Genomic DNA, 14,776 nt, shown 5'->3' with positions numbered 1-14,776 from the left:
TTCCACCTCTTAATCAGTAACTTTTTTAATTGGTGCATATTCAGCTAACAGACGCTTAACGCCTTCACTCTTAAAGGCAATATCTAGTTCAGCATTCTTGCCTGCACCATTAACTTTAACGACTGTTCCTTGACCCCATTTTTTGTGATCGACTTTATCGCCAACATTCCAACTTAATTTTTCAGCACCGGAAGCACCTTTTGACTTCAAAGTTGGTGACTTAAAGGAAGCCGTTGTTGCTGCAGCAAAGCGATTTTGTCTTCTATTAGGTCTATTGTTTCTGCCTGCACTTGAGACATTGCCAACATTGCTGTTCACTGGGTCGATTGCGTCATCCTTAATTTCTTCAACGAATCTTGAAGTAGGATTATTTTGTAGACGGCCATAAAGCATCCGACTGACGGCATTAGTTAAGTAAAGTTTCTTTTCAGCACGAGTAATTCCAACGTAAGCCAAACGACGTTCCTCTTCAAGATCGTCTTCTTTAAGAAGCGAACGACCTAATGGGAAGATTCCCTCTTCCATTCCAACTAAGAAGACAACTGGAAATTCCAATCCCTTAGCAGCATGTAAAGTCATCAGTGTTACTTCTTTTTGGTCTTCCTCTAAATCATCCTGGTCACTAACTAAGGACAATTCCGTTAAGAAAGTTGTTAAACGAGTTTCATCCACTTCTGGATCTGGTTCATAGCTTTGGTCGAATTGAGTTGTAACAGTTAAAAGTTCTTCAATATTTTCCACACGAGCTTGTGATTCCAAATTATTTTGTTGTTTTAAATCTTCTACATAACCAGAATCTTCCAATAAGTGGTCCATCAAAACTGTCATTGATTGGTCTTGAGCTAACTTAGTCAAATTGTCGATTACTTTAGCAAAGTCACCGATTTTTTTTCGAGGACGAGCTGATAAAGGCGACAATTCAATATTTTCAGCTGCTTCTAATAGCGACCAGCCATGTTCGTCAGCGTAATTTTGAAGCTTGTCTACTGTTCCTGGACCAATTCCACGTTTAGGGCTGTTGATAACTCGTTGAAAACTCATTGAATCATCGTGATTAGCCACTAAACGCAAATAGGCCATAACATCTTTAATTTCTTTTCGATCGTAGAACTTATGTCCACCAACAATCTTATAAGGAATATTAGCTTGAAGCAATTTCTCTTCAAACGTACGTGATTGAGCATTTGTTCGATAAAGAACAGCAAAATCACCATAATTGAAACCTTCTAATAGGAGGTTTTTGATTTGGTCGACGACGTAGAGTGCTTCATCAGATTCATTTTGACCACGATAAAACTTAATCTTGTCGCCCTCTTTATTGTCAGTCCAAAGCTCTTTAGGTTTGCGATTGCCGTTATTATTAATAACTTCGTTCGCAGCCTTTAAAATAGTTTTCGTTGAACGATAATTTTGTTCCAGTTTAATCGTCGTTGCTTCAGGATAATCTTTTTCAAAATTCATAATGTTTTGAATGTTTGCTCCACGCCAACCGTAAATACTCTGATCAGCATCACCAACTACGCAGACATTACGATATTTAGCACCTAATTGTTTGACCAATTTATATTGAGCTTCATTGGTATCTTGATATTCATCGACGTGAATGTATTGGAATTTTTCTTGATACTTTTCCAAAACGTCAGGATTTTCTTCGAATAACTGATTGGTCTGCATAATCAAATCGTCAAAATCAAGTGAATTATTGCGATCCATTTCTTTGGCATAGGCATCATAAACATTAGCAGCCGTTTGTTCATATGGCGAAGCAGCTACTTGGGCAAATTCAGCTGGTGTCTGCAATTCATTCTTGGCGTTACTGATAGTTCCTAATAGTGCTCTTGGATCATAACGTTTAGGGTCCAAATTCATTCTGACCAAAATTTGTTTCATCAATGTTCTCTGTTCACTAGGATCAGCGATGGTGAAACTCTTGGACTTCCCCAACTTATCAATATCTCTTCTTAAAATTCTTACACAAAGAGAGTGGAAAGTTGAGACCCAAACGTCATTGGCAGATTCATCGAGTAATTTGCCAATTCTTTCTTTCATTTCTTTAGCAGCCTTATTAGTAAAGGTAATTGCTAAAATATGCCAAGGCATAATATTTTTTTCTTCAATTAAAAAGGCTACGCGGTGAGTTAAAACACGTGTTTTACCAGAACCGGCGCCAGCCATAATTAAGAGTGGTCCTTGTGTTGCCTTAACTGCATCTTGTTGCTCCGGGTTAAGACCTTTTAACATAGTATCGTCCAATTTAAAAATACCTCAAATCTTTGTGTAAAAAAATTTAGTTGTGCTTAAAATAGCTGTTTATATTGTAGCAAATTTTTCATGTTAGAGCGAAAAAGGTACTACGGTTTTTTGGTGGACAGAAAAAGATGTTTTACCTTTATTTGAACTCTCGTTGGAGAGTTCATAGGTAAAACATCTTTTTTTATTTTTTGATTTAATTTGTTTTTAAGAGTGAATCACTTTACTTACTTTTTTGGGTGAACGGCGTGCTTCTTTGTTGCATGGTGGAAACGAGTTACACAAGGGCAACCCATTCCGGTTAAATCTACTCGCTTCTTTGCTGCATAGTGGAAACGAGTTACGACGGGGCAACTCACTGCACCTAAGGCTATTTTATTCTTACTTTTTGGGGTAAACTACACGCACCTTTGCCGCATAGTGGAAACGAGTTACGCAAGGGCAACCCATTCCGGTTAAGTCTAATATCTCGGGCGGTTGTTTCACAACCACCTGAGATATTGGTCTTAATCCTCGTGGGCTGACCGCCCTTGCTTCACTCTCTATTCTAATCCCACTCTCTTAAATATCTCATCCACATTTCTCAAATGCCAATGATAATCAAACGCATCATCTAAATCTTCATCGCTCAATTTATCTGTAACTCTCTTATCATTTTCTAGCATGGTTCTAAAGTCTTTCTTTTCATCCCAAGCTTTAGCTGTCATTGGTTGCACGATGTCATAGGCTTCTTCTCTGGAATATCCGGACTCTACTAGTTTCAATAAGACTCTTTGTGAGTAAATTAAGCCATGTGTGATGTTCATGTCTTCTAACATCTTATCTGGAAAGACTGTTAAATCTTTTGTGATTTTTGTAAATCTTCTCAAGATGTAATCTAACAATTCGGTTGTATCTGGAATAATGATTCTTTCGGCTGAACTGTGAGAGATGTCTCTTTCATGCCATAATGGCATATCTTCAAGAGCTGTAAAGGCGTGGCCTCTGATTACTCTTGCTAAACCAGTCACATTTTCTGAACCGATTGGGTTTCTCTTATGTGGCATAGCACTGGAACCTTTTTGTCCAGCAGCAAAATATTCTTCAGCTTCTCTAACTTCAGTTCTTTGCAAGTGACGTACTTCAAGTGCAAATCGTTCAATTGATGTGGCTATTAAGGCCATTGTTTGAATGTATTCAGCATGGAGGTCACGTGGTAGGACTTGTGTGGATATTTCTTGAGCACGGATGCCCAATTTATCACAGACGAATTTTTCTACACTGGTTGGAACATTAGCATAACTACCAACGGCACCACTGATTTTTCCAGCTTCTACGCCTTTAGCTGCGTGGTCGAAACGTTCGATGTCACGTTTGATTTCAGAATACCAGTTAGCTAATACCAAACCAAAAGTTGTTGGTTCAGCGTGCACTCCGTGAGTTCTACCAATCATTGGCGTGTCTTTATATTGCAAAGCTTTTTGTTTAACTACTTCGAGAAATTCATTGAGATCTTCACGAATAATATCATTAGCTTGCTTCATCAAGTATCCATAAGCTGTATCAACAACATCAGTTGATGTAAGTCCAAAGTGGACCCACTTTCTTTCTGGTCCAAGGTAACGTGAAACATCTCTTGTAAAAGCAACTACATCATGCTTAGTTTCTTTTTCAATTTCAGCAATCTCAGAAACGTCAAACTTAGCATTTTGAGCAATTAGTTTAGCATCTTCAGCAGGAATTTCTCCTTCTTTGCTCCAGCCTTCAACGGCAGCAATTTCTACTTCAAGCCAAGCCTGAAATCTGTTTTGGTCAGTCCAAATTGGTTTCATTTGTTCAGTTACATATCTATCAATCATGAATTATTCTACTCTCCAAATATTAGTTGTTAAGATATCATTTTTTAATTCTTCGACATCGTCTGAGAAAATTGAAATATATCCGACATCTCGGTCGGCTTGATTCTTAGCTTTAAAACCTGTGTAATAGTTAAATTTCCATTGAGCTTTTTCTTGCAATAAGTCCAAACTCTGAGGCAAATTGCCTTCAATAATCTTTAAGCTCGCTGCATTGACCATGGGAAATATTTCGGGAATCGGCCAATCGCAGATGGCTCTGATATGTAATTCAAATTGTGAAATACCAGTTGCTTCTTGATAAACATTTGCTGAATAATCGATTCCTGGGAAAATGCGTTTGACGTATAAAACCCCAGTTTGCGATAGGATAAATCCGATTCCAAAGATTCCTACATAATCGATATTTTCAGCTACCATCAAAGCAACTCTTTGCATCTCGGCTTCCACATCAGGATCATTCTTTTTATAAATAAAAGAACTCATCAGATGCGTGCCATCATAAATTTCTTTGATCATTGGAAAAGTATGGATTTTTTTATCCTTACTCTTACTGACCATAATAGAATATTCATCTTGTTTATCAATCCAAGCTTCCAAAATGTATGTTCCGTCTTTCAACAATCTTTGGACGCGTGACACATCTTCATCATTGTACAGAATATGACGTTTCAAAATATCTTGGTTGTTTTGAATTGGTTTTAAAATACAGGGAAAACCGATTTCTTCGACTGCCTTTTTTACATCGTCGACAGTTACGATCGAGAAAAATGGTGGAACGTTAATATTCAAATCGTTCAAAAATGTTCGCTCAATATACTGATCTTGAGCAATTTCTAGCAGATTTGCTCCCTGAGCAACATTAAAATTCTCGCCCAGCTGTTTCAAAAGACTGCTATCAAAATCTTCATCCATATAAAGAATCAGATCACTTCTATTGCCCAACTCATTTAGATTATCGAGATTTTCCAACGTACCGACCAAAAAGCTGTCAGCTGCTTGTGTCGCAATATCATTTTCTTCGTCGGTCAAAAGCATGGTTCTAAAGCCCATTCTTTTAGCTTCTAATTCAAAAATATATGTTTCACTGCCTCCGCCTATTATGCCTAACGTTTTACCGGGCGCAATAAAAGTCATAATTCCACCTTCTCATTACTAATCGTCTTCTTCTTCAAAGACCACTTGTCCATTATCAAAAGCCTTGATACGAGCTAATGAATAAATTGGAGTTCCTGATTTATCAATCATTTGTCTTCCCTTTTGGAAGGACTTTTCGATTACGATACCAATACCGGCTAAAGTTGCTCCGGCATCTTCAATAATTGTATTCAAGCCATTTACAGCTTGACCATTAGCTAAGAAATCATCAATGATCAATACTTTGTCACTGCTGGATAAGTATTTTTTAGCAATACTAATGTGATTTGAAGTCTTCTTCGTAAATGAATAAACTTCTGATGTATATAGATCATCGCTCAATGTTACTGATTTGTGCTTTCTAGCAAATACTACTGGAACTTGAAATTTCAAGCCTGTCATGACGGCTGGAGCGATACCTGAAGATTCAACAGTTAAAATCTTGTTGATACCGGAATCCTTGAAGTGCTTGTAAAATTCCTCGCCCATTTTTTCCATTAACATTGGGTCAACTTGATGGTTCAAAAAGCTATCAACTTTAAGCACATCTTTGCCTAAAACTCGACCATCGGTTCTGATTCTTTCTTCTAATTCCTTCATTGCGTTCTCCCTATTTAATAGAATAATTAGAGTCTATCATACTTTGTTTTTCACTTGATACCTTCATCGTACTTTTTAAGATTATATTTTTGGATAATCCGAATAATTTTACTTGTATATCCAGGATCAGTCGCATATCCGTCAGTTTGAAGAGCAACGGCAGCATCAATATAATTTTTGGATTGCAACACTTGCTTGTACTGTTGCGGGTTCCAGGTCGTACCATCAACAAGTAATTTTGTATGATCTTTCATCGACTCACGAAAATCCGAATAAACCCGAAAGCGTCCGTTGATGGTAGTCCACTGACCGTTAGTGTACTCTTTAGTTTGCAAAACCTTGGTATTATTAGGATTTTCTCCCTTAATACCAAAATAATTATTGTACTTGCTAGCCAAAGTACTATTTCCCCAATCACTCTCTAAAATTGCTTGGGCAATTGTAATACTTGGTAGAACTCCATATTGCTTACCTAATCCCATTGCATATGGGGCAACCTTTTTTACAAAGTCATTACGTTCTTGTTGGACCATTTCAACTTGTGCTTCGTTCTTATATTGGACATATCTCCTGTATCCAAAAAAACTGATAACAAACACTGCAACGATTGCTATTAAGATAATAGTTGTTGTATTATTCTTTTTTTTGCTACGCTTGCGCCGATAACGACGATGAGTCCTGTATCTCCTTTTTTGTGACAATTGATCTATCCTTTGTAGTTTATTAATACTAATTATAGCGGATATTCTTGAACTTTTTGTGATTTGAAACAGAAATTTAAAATTTGCTTAGATAATCAAAACAGCCATTTTATTTGTTTATTTTTTGCATAAATCAGCCAAGATACTAAGGCTAATAGTTCTAAAATTGCGGAAAAATAGGAAAATACTCTTGTAGCCAAAACCAGTCGCAATCACTGCCGCTAAAACTGGACCAAGAACATTTCCAAAAGCTTGGGCTGATTGATTGTAACTAAAAATCCGTCCAAAGACCGATTGAGGAACGCTCTGAACTGTCAAAACCTGAATCGATGGAATCAAGGCAGCATCAGATATTCCTAAAATGAATCTCAAAATCAATAGTTCCCAAACATTTTGAACCAAGCTGGTCAAAGTCAAACAAACTACCGCTGACATTAAGAAGATAATCATACACTTCAACGCACCTAATCGATCAATCAGCCTACCAACGCTATTTGCCATCATTATCGTGGCCAAGCCTGGTGCCGCTGAGACGATTCCGGTTAACATGACTAATTGACTCGAATCAACATTCAATTCTTTAACTAATAAACTAATCAAAGGCGTAATTGCATTTGTTGTCGCTTGAACAGCTAATAATGAACCGAATAAGGCAATAAAAAATCCAGCACCAATTTTTTTCATAACTGGCAGTGCTGGTTGTAATTTTTCCTTAGAAATAGGTATAAAGTTTTCCTTAACTCCAAATAGAGTTGTTAAAAATACCAGCAACATTAAAAAACTGGCTGTAAAAAGGGAACCTCGATAACCGACTAAAGTTACTAAAATACTCCCGATAATCGGTCCAACTAATGTGCCGGTAATATCGCCTGTAATCAATTTGCTCATAACTCGTCCTCTAATGCCTTTTGGTGCGGAAACAGACATTAAAGCATTAGCATTATTGATGTATCCTGAAAAAGCTCCCTGAAGGCCACGAAAGAATAATAAGAACCAGACGTTTGGTGCAATTCCCACCATAAAAATAGTTATCGTCATAGCCCCACAAGCACGTAAGCACATCAATTTGCGACCCTTTAAATCTGCTAAGCGACCCCAGAATGGCGATACAATTGCTTTACACAAATAAGTTATTGAAAAGGCTGCTGCTCCTAAGAGATTCAATTCTGTTCGATTAAAATTTCCTAACGTATTGATAAACAAGACAATAAACGGCATTGTCATTGCATTGCACAAGCCAACTATTAAACTGCCAAACCACAAAATTCTAAAATTTCTTTGCCAACCATTTTGCATTATTTATCCTCAATTCTTATTTTTAAGTAACAATAATAACCTTGGATTGTTTAGTTAACGTAAATTTAATGTAAATTTTTGGTAAATTTGGGTACTAAAAAAAGCTAACCCGAATGGGTTAGCTTTTTGCTCAAAGTTTATTAATTAGTCCTTAACAACGTTTGAAGCTTGTGGGCCACGATCGCTATCTTCGATATCGAATGTTACAGATTGTCCTTCTTCAAGGGTCTTGTAACCTTCACCTTGGATTGCTGAGAAGTGAACAAATACGTCACTACCATCTTCGCGTGTAATAAAACCATAGCCTTTTTCTGCGTTAAACCATTTAACTGTTCCGTGTTCCATCAGACTATTCCTCCTGATAACTAAATATTTATTTTTGTGCATTATTTCGTGGTACATCATGGAAGAAAGTCTAAAATACGAAACATTCAAACCATTCGAACCATTCACCATTCAAAAATACAACTCTTATATTAACATGATTGATGAACTATTACAATCGGCATAGTGTAAAGTTTCCTTTACAATTACTTAAATTTCAACATTTTTAACATAAGGAATCGAATTTTGCGCTCCCTTAGTCTGTACGGTAATGGATGAGGCCTTGCTAGCAAATTGCATAGCTTCCTCAACATTACCCAAATCGGAATCTAGTTTCGAAGCTAAATATCCAATAAATGTATCACCAGCGGCTGTAGTATCAACTGTGTTAACTTTATAGGCGTCAACGAATCCATTTTTTCCAGGTTGTGAATAAAACGATCCCCTGTCACCAACGGTTATTATAACATTGTTTATACCCATTGTATGTAATTTATTTGCAGCTTTTACCATAGAATTCTCATCTGTGACCTTAATTCCTGTAATCGCTTCCGCCTCTGTTTCGTTGGGAACGATGATATCACTGAGTTTCAGCAATTCTTCAGGAATATCAGTTTTAGCTGGAGCTGGATTTAAAATTGTTAAAACATTATTTTCTTTAGCAATTTCAAAGGCACGTTTTGATGCTTCCATGGGCGTTTCAAACTCAGTAATCAAACAATCAGCGTTTGCAATCGTTTCTTTAGCATTTTCGACATCTTTGATTGAAATAGTTTGATTGGCACCACCATAAATCAAAATACTATTTTGACCATTGTCATCTAACAAAATATATGCTTGGCCAGTTCCAGCCTTTTCATCCTTTGTGACATGATCCAAGTTTAAGCCATCAAACTTAAAAGTATCGAGCATAAAGTCAGCTGTTCGATCTTGACCGATTTTTGCAATAAACGAAGTGTCGGCACCAGCACGTACGGCTGCAATAGCCTGATTGGCTCCCTTTCCACCACCAGCAGTGGAACGATTATGCATTGCCATTGTTTCGCCAGGTAAAGGCAAGCGAGCAATATTTAAAATAATATCAACATTTATGGAACCTAAGACAACAATTTTTTTCATATTTAAAACCCCTTTAAAAGACGACTCCACTTTCAAGTATGATATTTGAATATGGTGTTTCCTCACCAGTACGGATAAATGCTTTCGTGCTACTCAAATTCTGTTTCATTTCTTCATGTGGAATAAATTCAATCGGTGTTTCGCCGATTACTTTTCTAACTGCAGCTAGTTGATCTGGATTTTTTGTTTTAATTTCTTCAGCCAGATAAACTTTTTGAACTTCTAATTCACTTAAAATATTTTCTAGAACTTGCATAAAACTAGGTATGCCTGCTTCAAGCGCCAAATCGATTTTTTCAGTATCATCTGGAACTGGCATCCCTGCGTCACCAATTCCAATGGTATCAAAATGGCCCATTTGGGCGATGACACGCGATATATCAGAGTTAATAACCCTCGTTTTTTTCATGAAATTCTCACCTTTTCTGCAATCGTTTTCAGGACCAATACTACCATGTCCTATTATCCAAGTAAATATTCTATCAATATGCTGACTAGCTTAGCAAGTTTATAAAAATACTTGATAAATTTTAAAAAACATTCTAATATCCTAAGATATAAACAAGAAAAGGAATCACTATGAAAAGAACAATTAAATTAAGTTACTATCTGATAGTCTTTGTCATCTTTGGTCTTATCGGACTTTAGATGCCGCTTTTAGGGGATGATCTTCACTGGGGGACGTATTTTGGTAGCAATTATTTTCCTAATGGAATCTTTTTAAAATACGACGGGCGATATCTTGGAGACTTCCTCGTCATCTTGTTGACCAAAATACGTCCTGTTGCGTTTATCGCCTACGGGACTTTTGTAACAGCAATCGTTTATCTGATTCAAAAAATTAGAGACCAAATTGCTACACCAAAATCATTAGGATTGGTTTCATCGACCTTAATGGCAACATTTTTATTAATAATGCCCAAGACAATTTTTAAACAAACGCTGGGGTGGCATTCTGGATTTTCCAACTATGTCACGTCAGCGATTTTTCCGTTATTGATGCTTTTTTTAATCCTGAAAAATTATGATAACAAGGAAGTTCACTACTATCGAACAAGCGTAATCCTGATTTTTATAGGTTCAATTGCCGCACAATTTTTTGCTGAACACATAACGGTTCTAAATGTTATCAACGGAATTTTAATCTGGATTTTTCTAAGAAAACATTTTGGAAAAAGATTTCAAAAGATTCTTAAATTAACAATTGCTGGAAATATTATTGGTGCATTTTTAATGTTTATCAACAAAGCCTACATAACTGTTTTAACGGGCAAAGACTCCTATCGTTCGCTGGACTCAAAAAATTCCGGCAACATGATTCACTATTTTGAAACTATGGACCAAAAGAAATTAATCCTGCTTTTGGGAGCCCTTTTGATATTCACAATTGCAATAATTCTTTACACTTTGAAACTGAAAAATAAAAAGCAAAAAATTGCTAACTTTGCCTTGCTTTGGTCAGGTTACGTTGCCGTATTGCCCTTTGCAGTCGTCTCGCCTTTTGGTTCCAGATGTACTTTTGCAACCTACCTATTCTTGATAGCCATTGTCATAATCAATTTTGACTTATTATTGTCAGCTTACGAAAAATTCATTTTGCCAATCGTAACGATAATTTCATTAGCCTTAGGATTAAGAATGGATTTAATCTCGCATGATTATCACAAAACTTTTAACATGCAAATTCAATATTCACTTTATCAAAATAGTCTCAAACGAAATACGCAATATTTCCCACAATATAAAAACACCGATTATATTTGGGCAACTTCACCGATTCAATCCGATACAAACTTTGCGGAACTTTATGTAACCAATAAAAATCGTCAAATGTTGCCTATCAGCTATAATGACTGGACAAGCATTGCTAATAAACTTAATAAAAAGCATATCAAGAATCCCACAAATTATATGAAGAAATTTGACAAAGAAGTTATTCAAAAAGAAAACAATTAATCAAAAAAAACAGATGATTTTAGGAAAAAATCCTAAATCACCTGTTTTTTTAAATTCAATCTTATGAAAGATCTAATTGTGCTTCGTCGACCCATTCATCTGTAGCAACACGATACATCTTAACTCCATTAATAATTGCGTAGCCATCTGTCTTCCAAACAGTGCCACTTGGCAATTCTTCAGTTAAAATGTCGCCTTGTGAATTGTAAAGCGATGCTTTTTTCATAGTTTTAATCGAACTCATTGGCATTTCAGTAAATAGAACTGATTTTTCGACTTCTACATACTCATCGGTGGCTACGTGATAATACAATTTATTATTGATTGTCACGATACCTTTAAACTTAAAAGGAGCATTAGCCTTCAAAGTTCGTGTGACAGTCTTTCCGTTGGCATGTACTATCTCAGTTGCTCTATTGAAGGTTCTGACAATCCCTGATTTTTCAGATACAAAATCTTTTGCCAAAACCCATTGCTTATAACCGACTAGATAATATTTGGCACCATTTATTTCTGTGGTTGCTTCAACGCCTGAAGAAGCAAGGGCTGCATCTGTCTTATTACTGATATTTTTTACGTCTGTAATTTTTACTTCAATCCGATTCTTTGGTTGATCATTAGATGGATTGCTTGGTGGGGTCGTTGATGACGGCGGTGTTGCTGGGGTTACTGGAAAATCCGGTACGTCGTCGTAAGTTTGATTCTTTGTGTAAACCAAATTTATGACTTGCGGATTTTGTGTGTAATTGCCCTTCAAAGCTTCTGGATTACTCAAAGCATATCCATCCACTGCTCCGTCAGCTGTTAAATCAAAGCTGTCGCCGATATTTTCTCCATCAATCGTCTTTGTCAAAGAAGCTCCATTTACAGTTATGGGAGCACCCGTAGTATCGACATAATTTAAAGTAACATTAGGATGTGCTTGCCAAATCAATGGTTGACCATTAGTGATAATCGTTTCAAAAGTTGTACCATTGTTGACTTCTCTAATATAAGCATCTGCATTAGAACTATAGTTCCAACCTAAATGACCGTAAATCAATGTTTTAGCGCTAGGATCAGCACCGACCAATCGATAATTATCATTGCCTAAATTATCCAAATTATCATCTACTAGATTTGCTTGAGGAACTGAATAAGAGAAGTGATAAGTATTAGCTATATCTTTACCATCTATGTCTAAAACTTTGGGAGCGGTAAACTCAATTGGTTGACCGGTCACAGCATAGACTGGCGTTGGATTAGATAAGGTGTTATTTGCTGCAACGATAGTTACTGGTTTGCCAGTTTCAACGCCTTTTAGTGGCGTAAAATCAGTGATAGCAGAATCACCTAATTCAATCAGGTGATAGCTTTGATCATTATTAGCAAATTTAATCAAAGTAGGAGCAGCTTCAGCTAATCCTTGATCATTTAAACCACTATCTGAAGATAACTTCGTAATACCTGTCATTTCCATATAACTAATTGGTGTAACATCGATATTTGCAAATTGACTGACATCAATTTCTTTGCCATTTGAATTACTATAATCTCCATCAATGATCAATTGGTTAAACTTTAGATTATATAATGGCGTCAAATTAGTATCAGCATTACTGTCATAAGCAAGCATAACTTGTAAATAAATCGTTACGTTGGAAGGTAAAAATTGTAAATATTGCAAACCATTTAAACTTTCAATTGGAACATCATCTTGGTCGCTCATTGACGTAGTACTTTGTGAAGCTGGCAAACCTACTTCAGTGGGATTTCTCATTTCAAAATTGGTCAACATTAAATTCAATGTTGAACCAGTGAATTTCTTGATAGCACCAACAGTCAATGGCGTAGTGTTTGGAATATTCAAACCATAATCAACCATTTTACCTAAAATAGGATCTGTAAAATTAACAACGGTGTCGTCAGTAACATCGCTAGGTATCGTGTACAAATCACTAGGAATTGTCGGCGTTGTCGGCGTGGTCGTACCTGGACTTGGAGTTGTTGACGTTGTAGTGCCACTCATATTAGGTGGCGTTGCGTTACTAGATGGTGTGGTAGTTATTGCTGCTCCAGCATTTGTATTGACTGTTGTACCTGAGGTTGAGGTACCGGTCGTTGTGGTACTTGAAGTTGAAGTACTTGGTGCTGTAGTACCCGATGCTGTGGTTCCTGTCGTTGTCGTACCTGAGGTTGAAGTACTTGGTGCTGTAGTACCTGATGCTGTAGTACTTGAGGTTGAAGTACTTGGTGTTGTGGTACCCGATGCTGCGGTTCCTGTCGTTGTCGTACTTGAGGTTGAAGCACTTGGTGTTGTAGTACCCGATGCTGTAGTAACTGAAGTTGTAGTACTTGAGGTTGAAGCACTTGGTGTTGTAGTACCCGATGCTGTAGTAACTGAAGTTGTAGTACTTGAAGTTGTGATTCCCGTTGTTGAAGTACTTGAAGTTGCAGCATTTGAGGTTGTACTGCCTGATGTTGAAGTACTTGGTGTTGCAGCGGTACTTGTCGAATCAGTTGGACTAGTTCCAGTTACACCTGTAGAAATCGTTGTTCCAGTACTTACAGTTGTGCCAGAACTGGAGGTAGAACTAGGGGTTCCTGTGGCAGCTGTTGAATCATCATCCGAACTACTTGAAGAATTATTGGAACTAGGTGTAGTTGTAGCACCAGTAGTCGGAGCTGTGCTTGTGGTGTCTGAACTGGTAATTGTTGAGCCAGTTGAGAGCGTCGTTCCTGTATTCAAAGTGGCTCCACTAGACTCAGAACCTGAGGAAGTTGATACTTCTGGACTACTAGATGTAGAAGTTGAATCAGTACTTGAAGTCGCATCATCAGCATTACTATTCGACGTTAGGATCGTACCAGTATCTGCAGTACTGGTCGCATCTGCTTTAACGGTTTGATCTGACAATGAGGTCAATATCATCGCTGAAAACAGCGTTGCACCGATATAGATTCCTTTTTTGTTTATTAACATTTCAATCACCCTTTTCTGTTTCAAGGGCTATATTAATCAGTTATTATCGAGATACCAAACATAATCATGAGACAATATTATATAAACAATCAGCGTTAGCTTAACTGCCTCAACCGATTGGCAAGATTACCGAATATATAGACCGTTAGTACAGAGCGATTTACGGTATAATTTTTTTCATAGAACCAATATTTTGTTAATATTCAATCAATTTTTCTTTTAACAGAACTAAATTTCGACAAATAATATTTCATAATAAAGCGCTATAATCCTTTAATATCAAGGCTTATAAGCAGTTAGTATTAAACCGATTATTTTTTATTTCACTTTTGGAAAAAGTCTCTTACAAAAAATGAGTTAAAATCATTAAATATCGATAGTAAACTACGAATTGTAATAAAGATTGACCTCGGATATATTGAAATTAAATTTTAAGTACATTGGCAGTGTACATGAGAATTGATAAAAATATGGCTGTACGATAAATAAAGTTGATAGGTATTTTGCCATCAACTTTATTTTTGTATACCATTTATTAGTAATAACCATTTAAGAACACCAAAAAAGGACACCATTCATGCCCTTTAGATGTTCGA

At 36.6% G+C, this 14,776-nt stretch carries 11 protein-coding genes; 1 reads left to right on the top strand and 10 read right to left on the bottom strand.

What is annotated here, in order from left to right; translation table 11 throughout:
- Positions 1–9 precede the first annotated feature (9 nt).
- The 9 genes from pcrA to rbsD form a co-directional block, all read right to left on the bottom strand.
- Positions 10–2,241: a DNA helicase PcrA gene (pcrA, locus tag FHL05_RS09340; protein ID WP_153522533.1), complete on the bottom strand. Its 2,232-nt coding sequence runs from the start codon at positions 2,239–2,241 to the stop codon at positions 10–12.
- Between the two features lie 551 nt (positions 2,242–2,792).
- The gene (gene purB / locus FHL05_RS09335; RefSeq protein ID WP_153385307.1) at positions 2,793–4,088 is read right to left on the bottom strand and encodes an adenylosuccinate lyase; all 1,296 of its coding nucleotides are present in this window, start codon (positions 4,086–4,088) and stop codon (positions 2,793–2,795) included.
- A gap of 3 nt (positions 4,089–4,091) precedes the next feature.
- Positions 4,092–5,222, bottom strand: coding sequence for an ATP-grasp domain-containing protein (locus FHL05_RS09330; protein ID WP_153385306.1), 1,131 nt, complete (start codon positions 5,220–5,222; stop codon positions 4,092–4,094).
- 18 nt (positions 5,223–5,240) lie between these two features.
- Positions 5,241–5,822, bottom strand: a complete 582-nt coding sequence (locus FHL05_RS09325; RefSeq protein ID WP_153385305.1) for a xanthine phosphoribosyltransferase — start codon at positions 5,820–5,822, stop codon at positions 5,241–5,243.
- 50 nt (positions 5,823–5,872) lie between these two features.
- Positions 5,873–6,523: a glycoside hydrolase family 73 protein gene (locus FHL05_RS09320; RefSeq protein ID WP_153522529.1), complete on the bottom strand. Its 651-nt coding sequence runs from the start codon at positions 6,521–6,523 to the stop codon at positions 5,873–5,875.
- Between the two features lie 117 nt (positions 6,524–6,640).
- Positions 6,641–7,819 carry an MFS transporter gene (locus FHL05_RS09315; protein ID WP_238706887.1) on the bottom strand — a complete coding sequence of 393 codons (1,179 nt, stop codon included), beginning with the start codon at positions 7,817–7,819 and terminating at the stop codon, positions 6,641–6,643.
- Between the two features lie 144 nt (positions 7,820–7,963).
- Complete coding sequence (locus FHL05_RS09310) at positions 7,964–8,164, bottom strand: cold-shock protein (RefSeq protein WP_153385303.1); 201 nt, start codon at positions 8,162–8,164, stop codon at positions 7,964–7,966.
- A gap of 189 nt (positions 8,165–8,353) precedes the next feature.
- A complete protein-coding gene (rbsK, locus tag FHL05_RS09305; RefSeq protein ID WP_153385302.1) occupies positions 8,354–9,262 on the bottom strand; it encodes a ribokinase in 909 nt (302 codons plus the stop codon).
- Between the two features lie 13 nt (positions 9,263–9,275).
- The gene (gene rbsD / locus FHL05_RS09300; RefSeq protein ID WP_153522528.1) at positions 9,276–9,671 is read right to left on the bottom strand and encodes a D-ribose pyranase; all 396 of its coding nucleotides are present in this window, start codon (positions 9,669–9,671) and stop codon (positions 9,276–9,278) included.
- A 239-nt stretch (positions 9,672–9,910) separates the two neighbouring features.
- Between rbsD and FHL05_RS09295 the strand changes: the two genes are divergently transcribed.
- Entirely contained in the window at positions 9,911–11,218 is a 1,308-nt protein-coding gene (locus FHL05_RS09295; protein WP_153385300.1) for a DUF6056 family protein, read from the top strand.
- 61 nt (positions 11,219–11,279) lie between these two features.
- Here the strand turns inward: FHL05_RS09295 and FHL05_RS09290 are convergent, their stop codons facing one another.
- Entirely contained in the window at positions 11,280–14,180 is a 2,901-nt protein-coding gene (locus tag FHL05_RS09290; RefSeq protein WP_153522527.1) for an SLAP domain-containing protein, read from the bottom strand.
- Positions 14,181–14,776 lie beyond the last annotated feature (596 nt).

The organism is Companilactobacillus halodurans (assembly GCF_009600995.1).
Classification (GTDB): Bacteria; Bacillota; Bacilli; order Lactobacillales; family Lactobacillaceae; genus Companilactobacillus; species Companilactobacillus halodurans.
This window is presented reverse-complemented; position numbering and strand designations above follow the sequence as displayed.

Bases quoted from the DNA above. Each gene is read 5' to 3' on its own strand.
- pcrA (WP_153522533.1), bottom strand. From the start codon at position 2,241: ATGTTAAAAGGTCTTAACCCGGAGCAACAAGATGCAGTTAAGGCAACA.
- rbsK (WP_153385302.1), bottom strand. From the start codon at position 9,262: ATGAAAAAAATTGTTGTCTTAGGTTCCATAAATGTTGATATTATTTTA.
- FHL05_RS09310 (WP_153385303.1), bottom strand. From the start codon at position 8,164: ATGGAACACGGAACAGTTAAATGGTTTAACGCAGAAAAAGGCTATGGT.
- purB (WP_153385307.1), bottom strand. From the start codon at position 4,088: ATGATTGATAGATATGTAACTGAACAAATGAAACCAATTTGGACTGAC.
- rbsD (WP_153522528.1), bottom strand. From the start codon at position 9,671: ATGAAAAAAACGAGGGTTATTAACTCTGATATATCGCGTGTCATCGCC.
- FHL05_RS09325 (WP_153385305.1), bottom strand. From the start codon at position 5,822: ATGAAGGAATTAGAAGAAAGAATCAGAACCGATGGTCGAGTTTTAGGC.
- FHL05_RS09295 (WP_153385300.1), top strand. From the start codon at position 9,911: ATGCCGCTTTTAGGGGATGATCTTCACTGGGGGACGTATTTTGGTAGC.
- FHL05_RS09330 (WP_153385306.1), bottom strand. From the start codon at position 5,222: ATGACTTTTATTGCGCCCGGTAAAACGTTAGGCATAATAGGCGGAGGC.
- FHL05_RS09290 (WP_153522527.1), bottom strand. From the start codon at position 14,180: ATGTTAATAAACAAAAAAGGAATCTATATCGGTGCAACGCTGTTTTCA.
- FHL05_RS09315 (WP_238706887.1), bottom strand. From the start codon at position 7,819: ATGCAAAATGGTTGGCAAAGAAATTTTAGAATTTTGTGGTTTGGCAGT.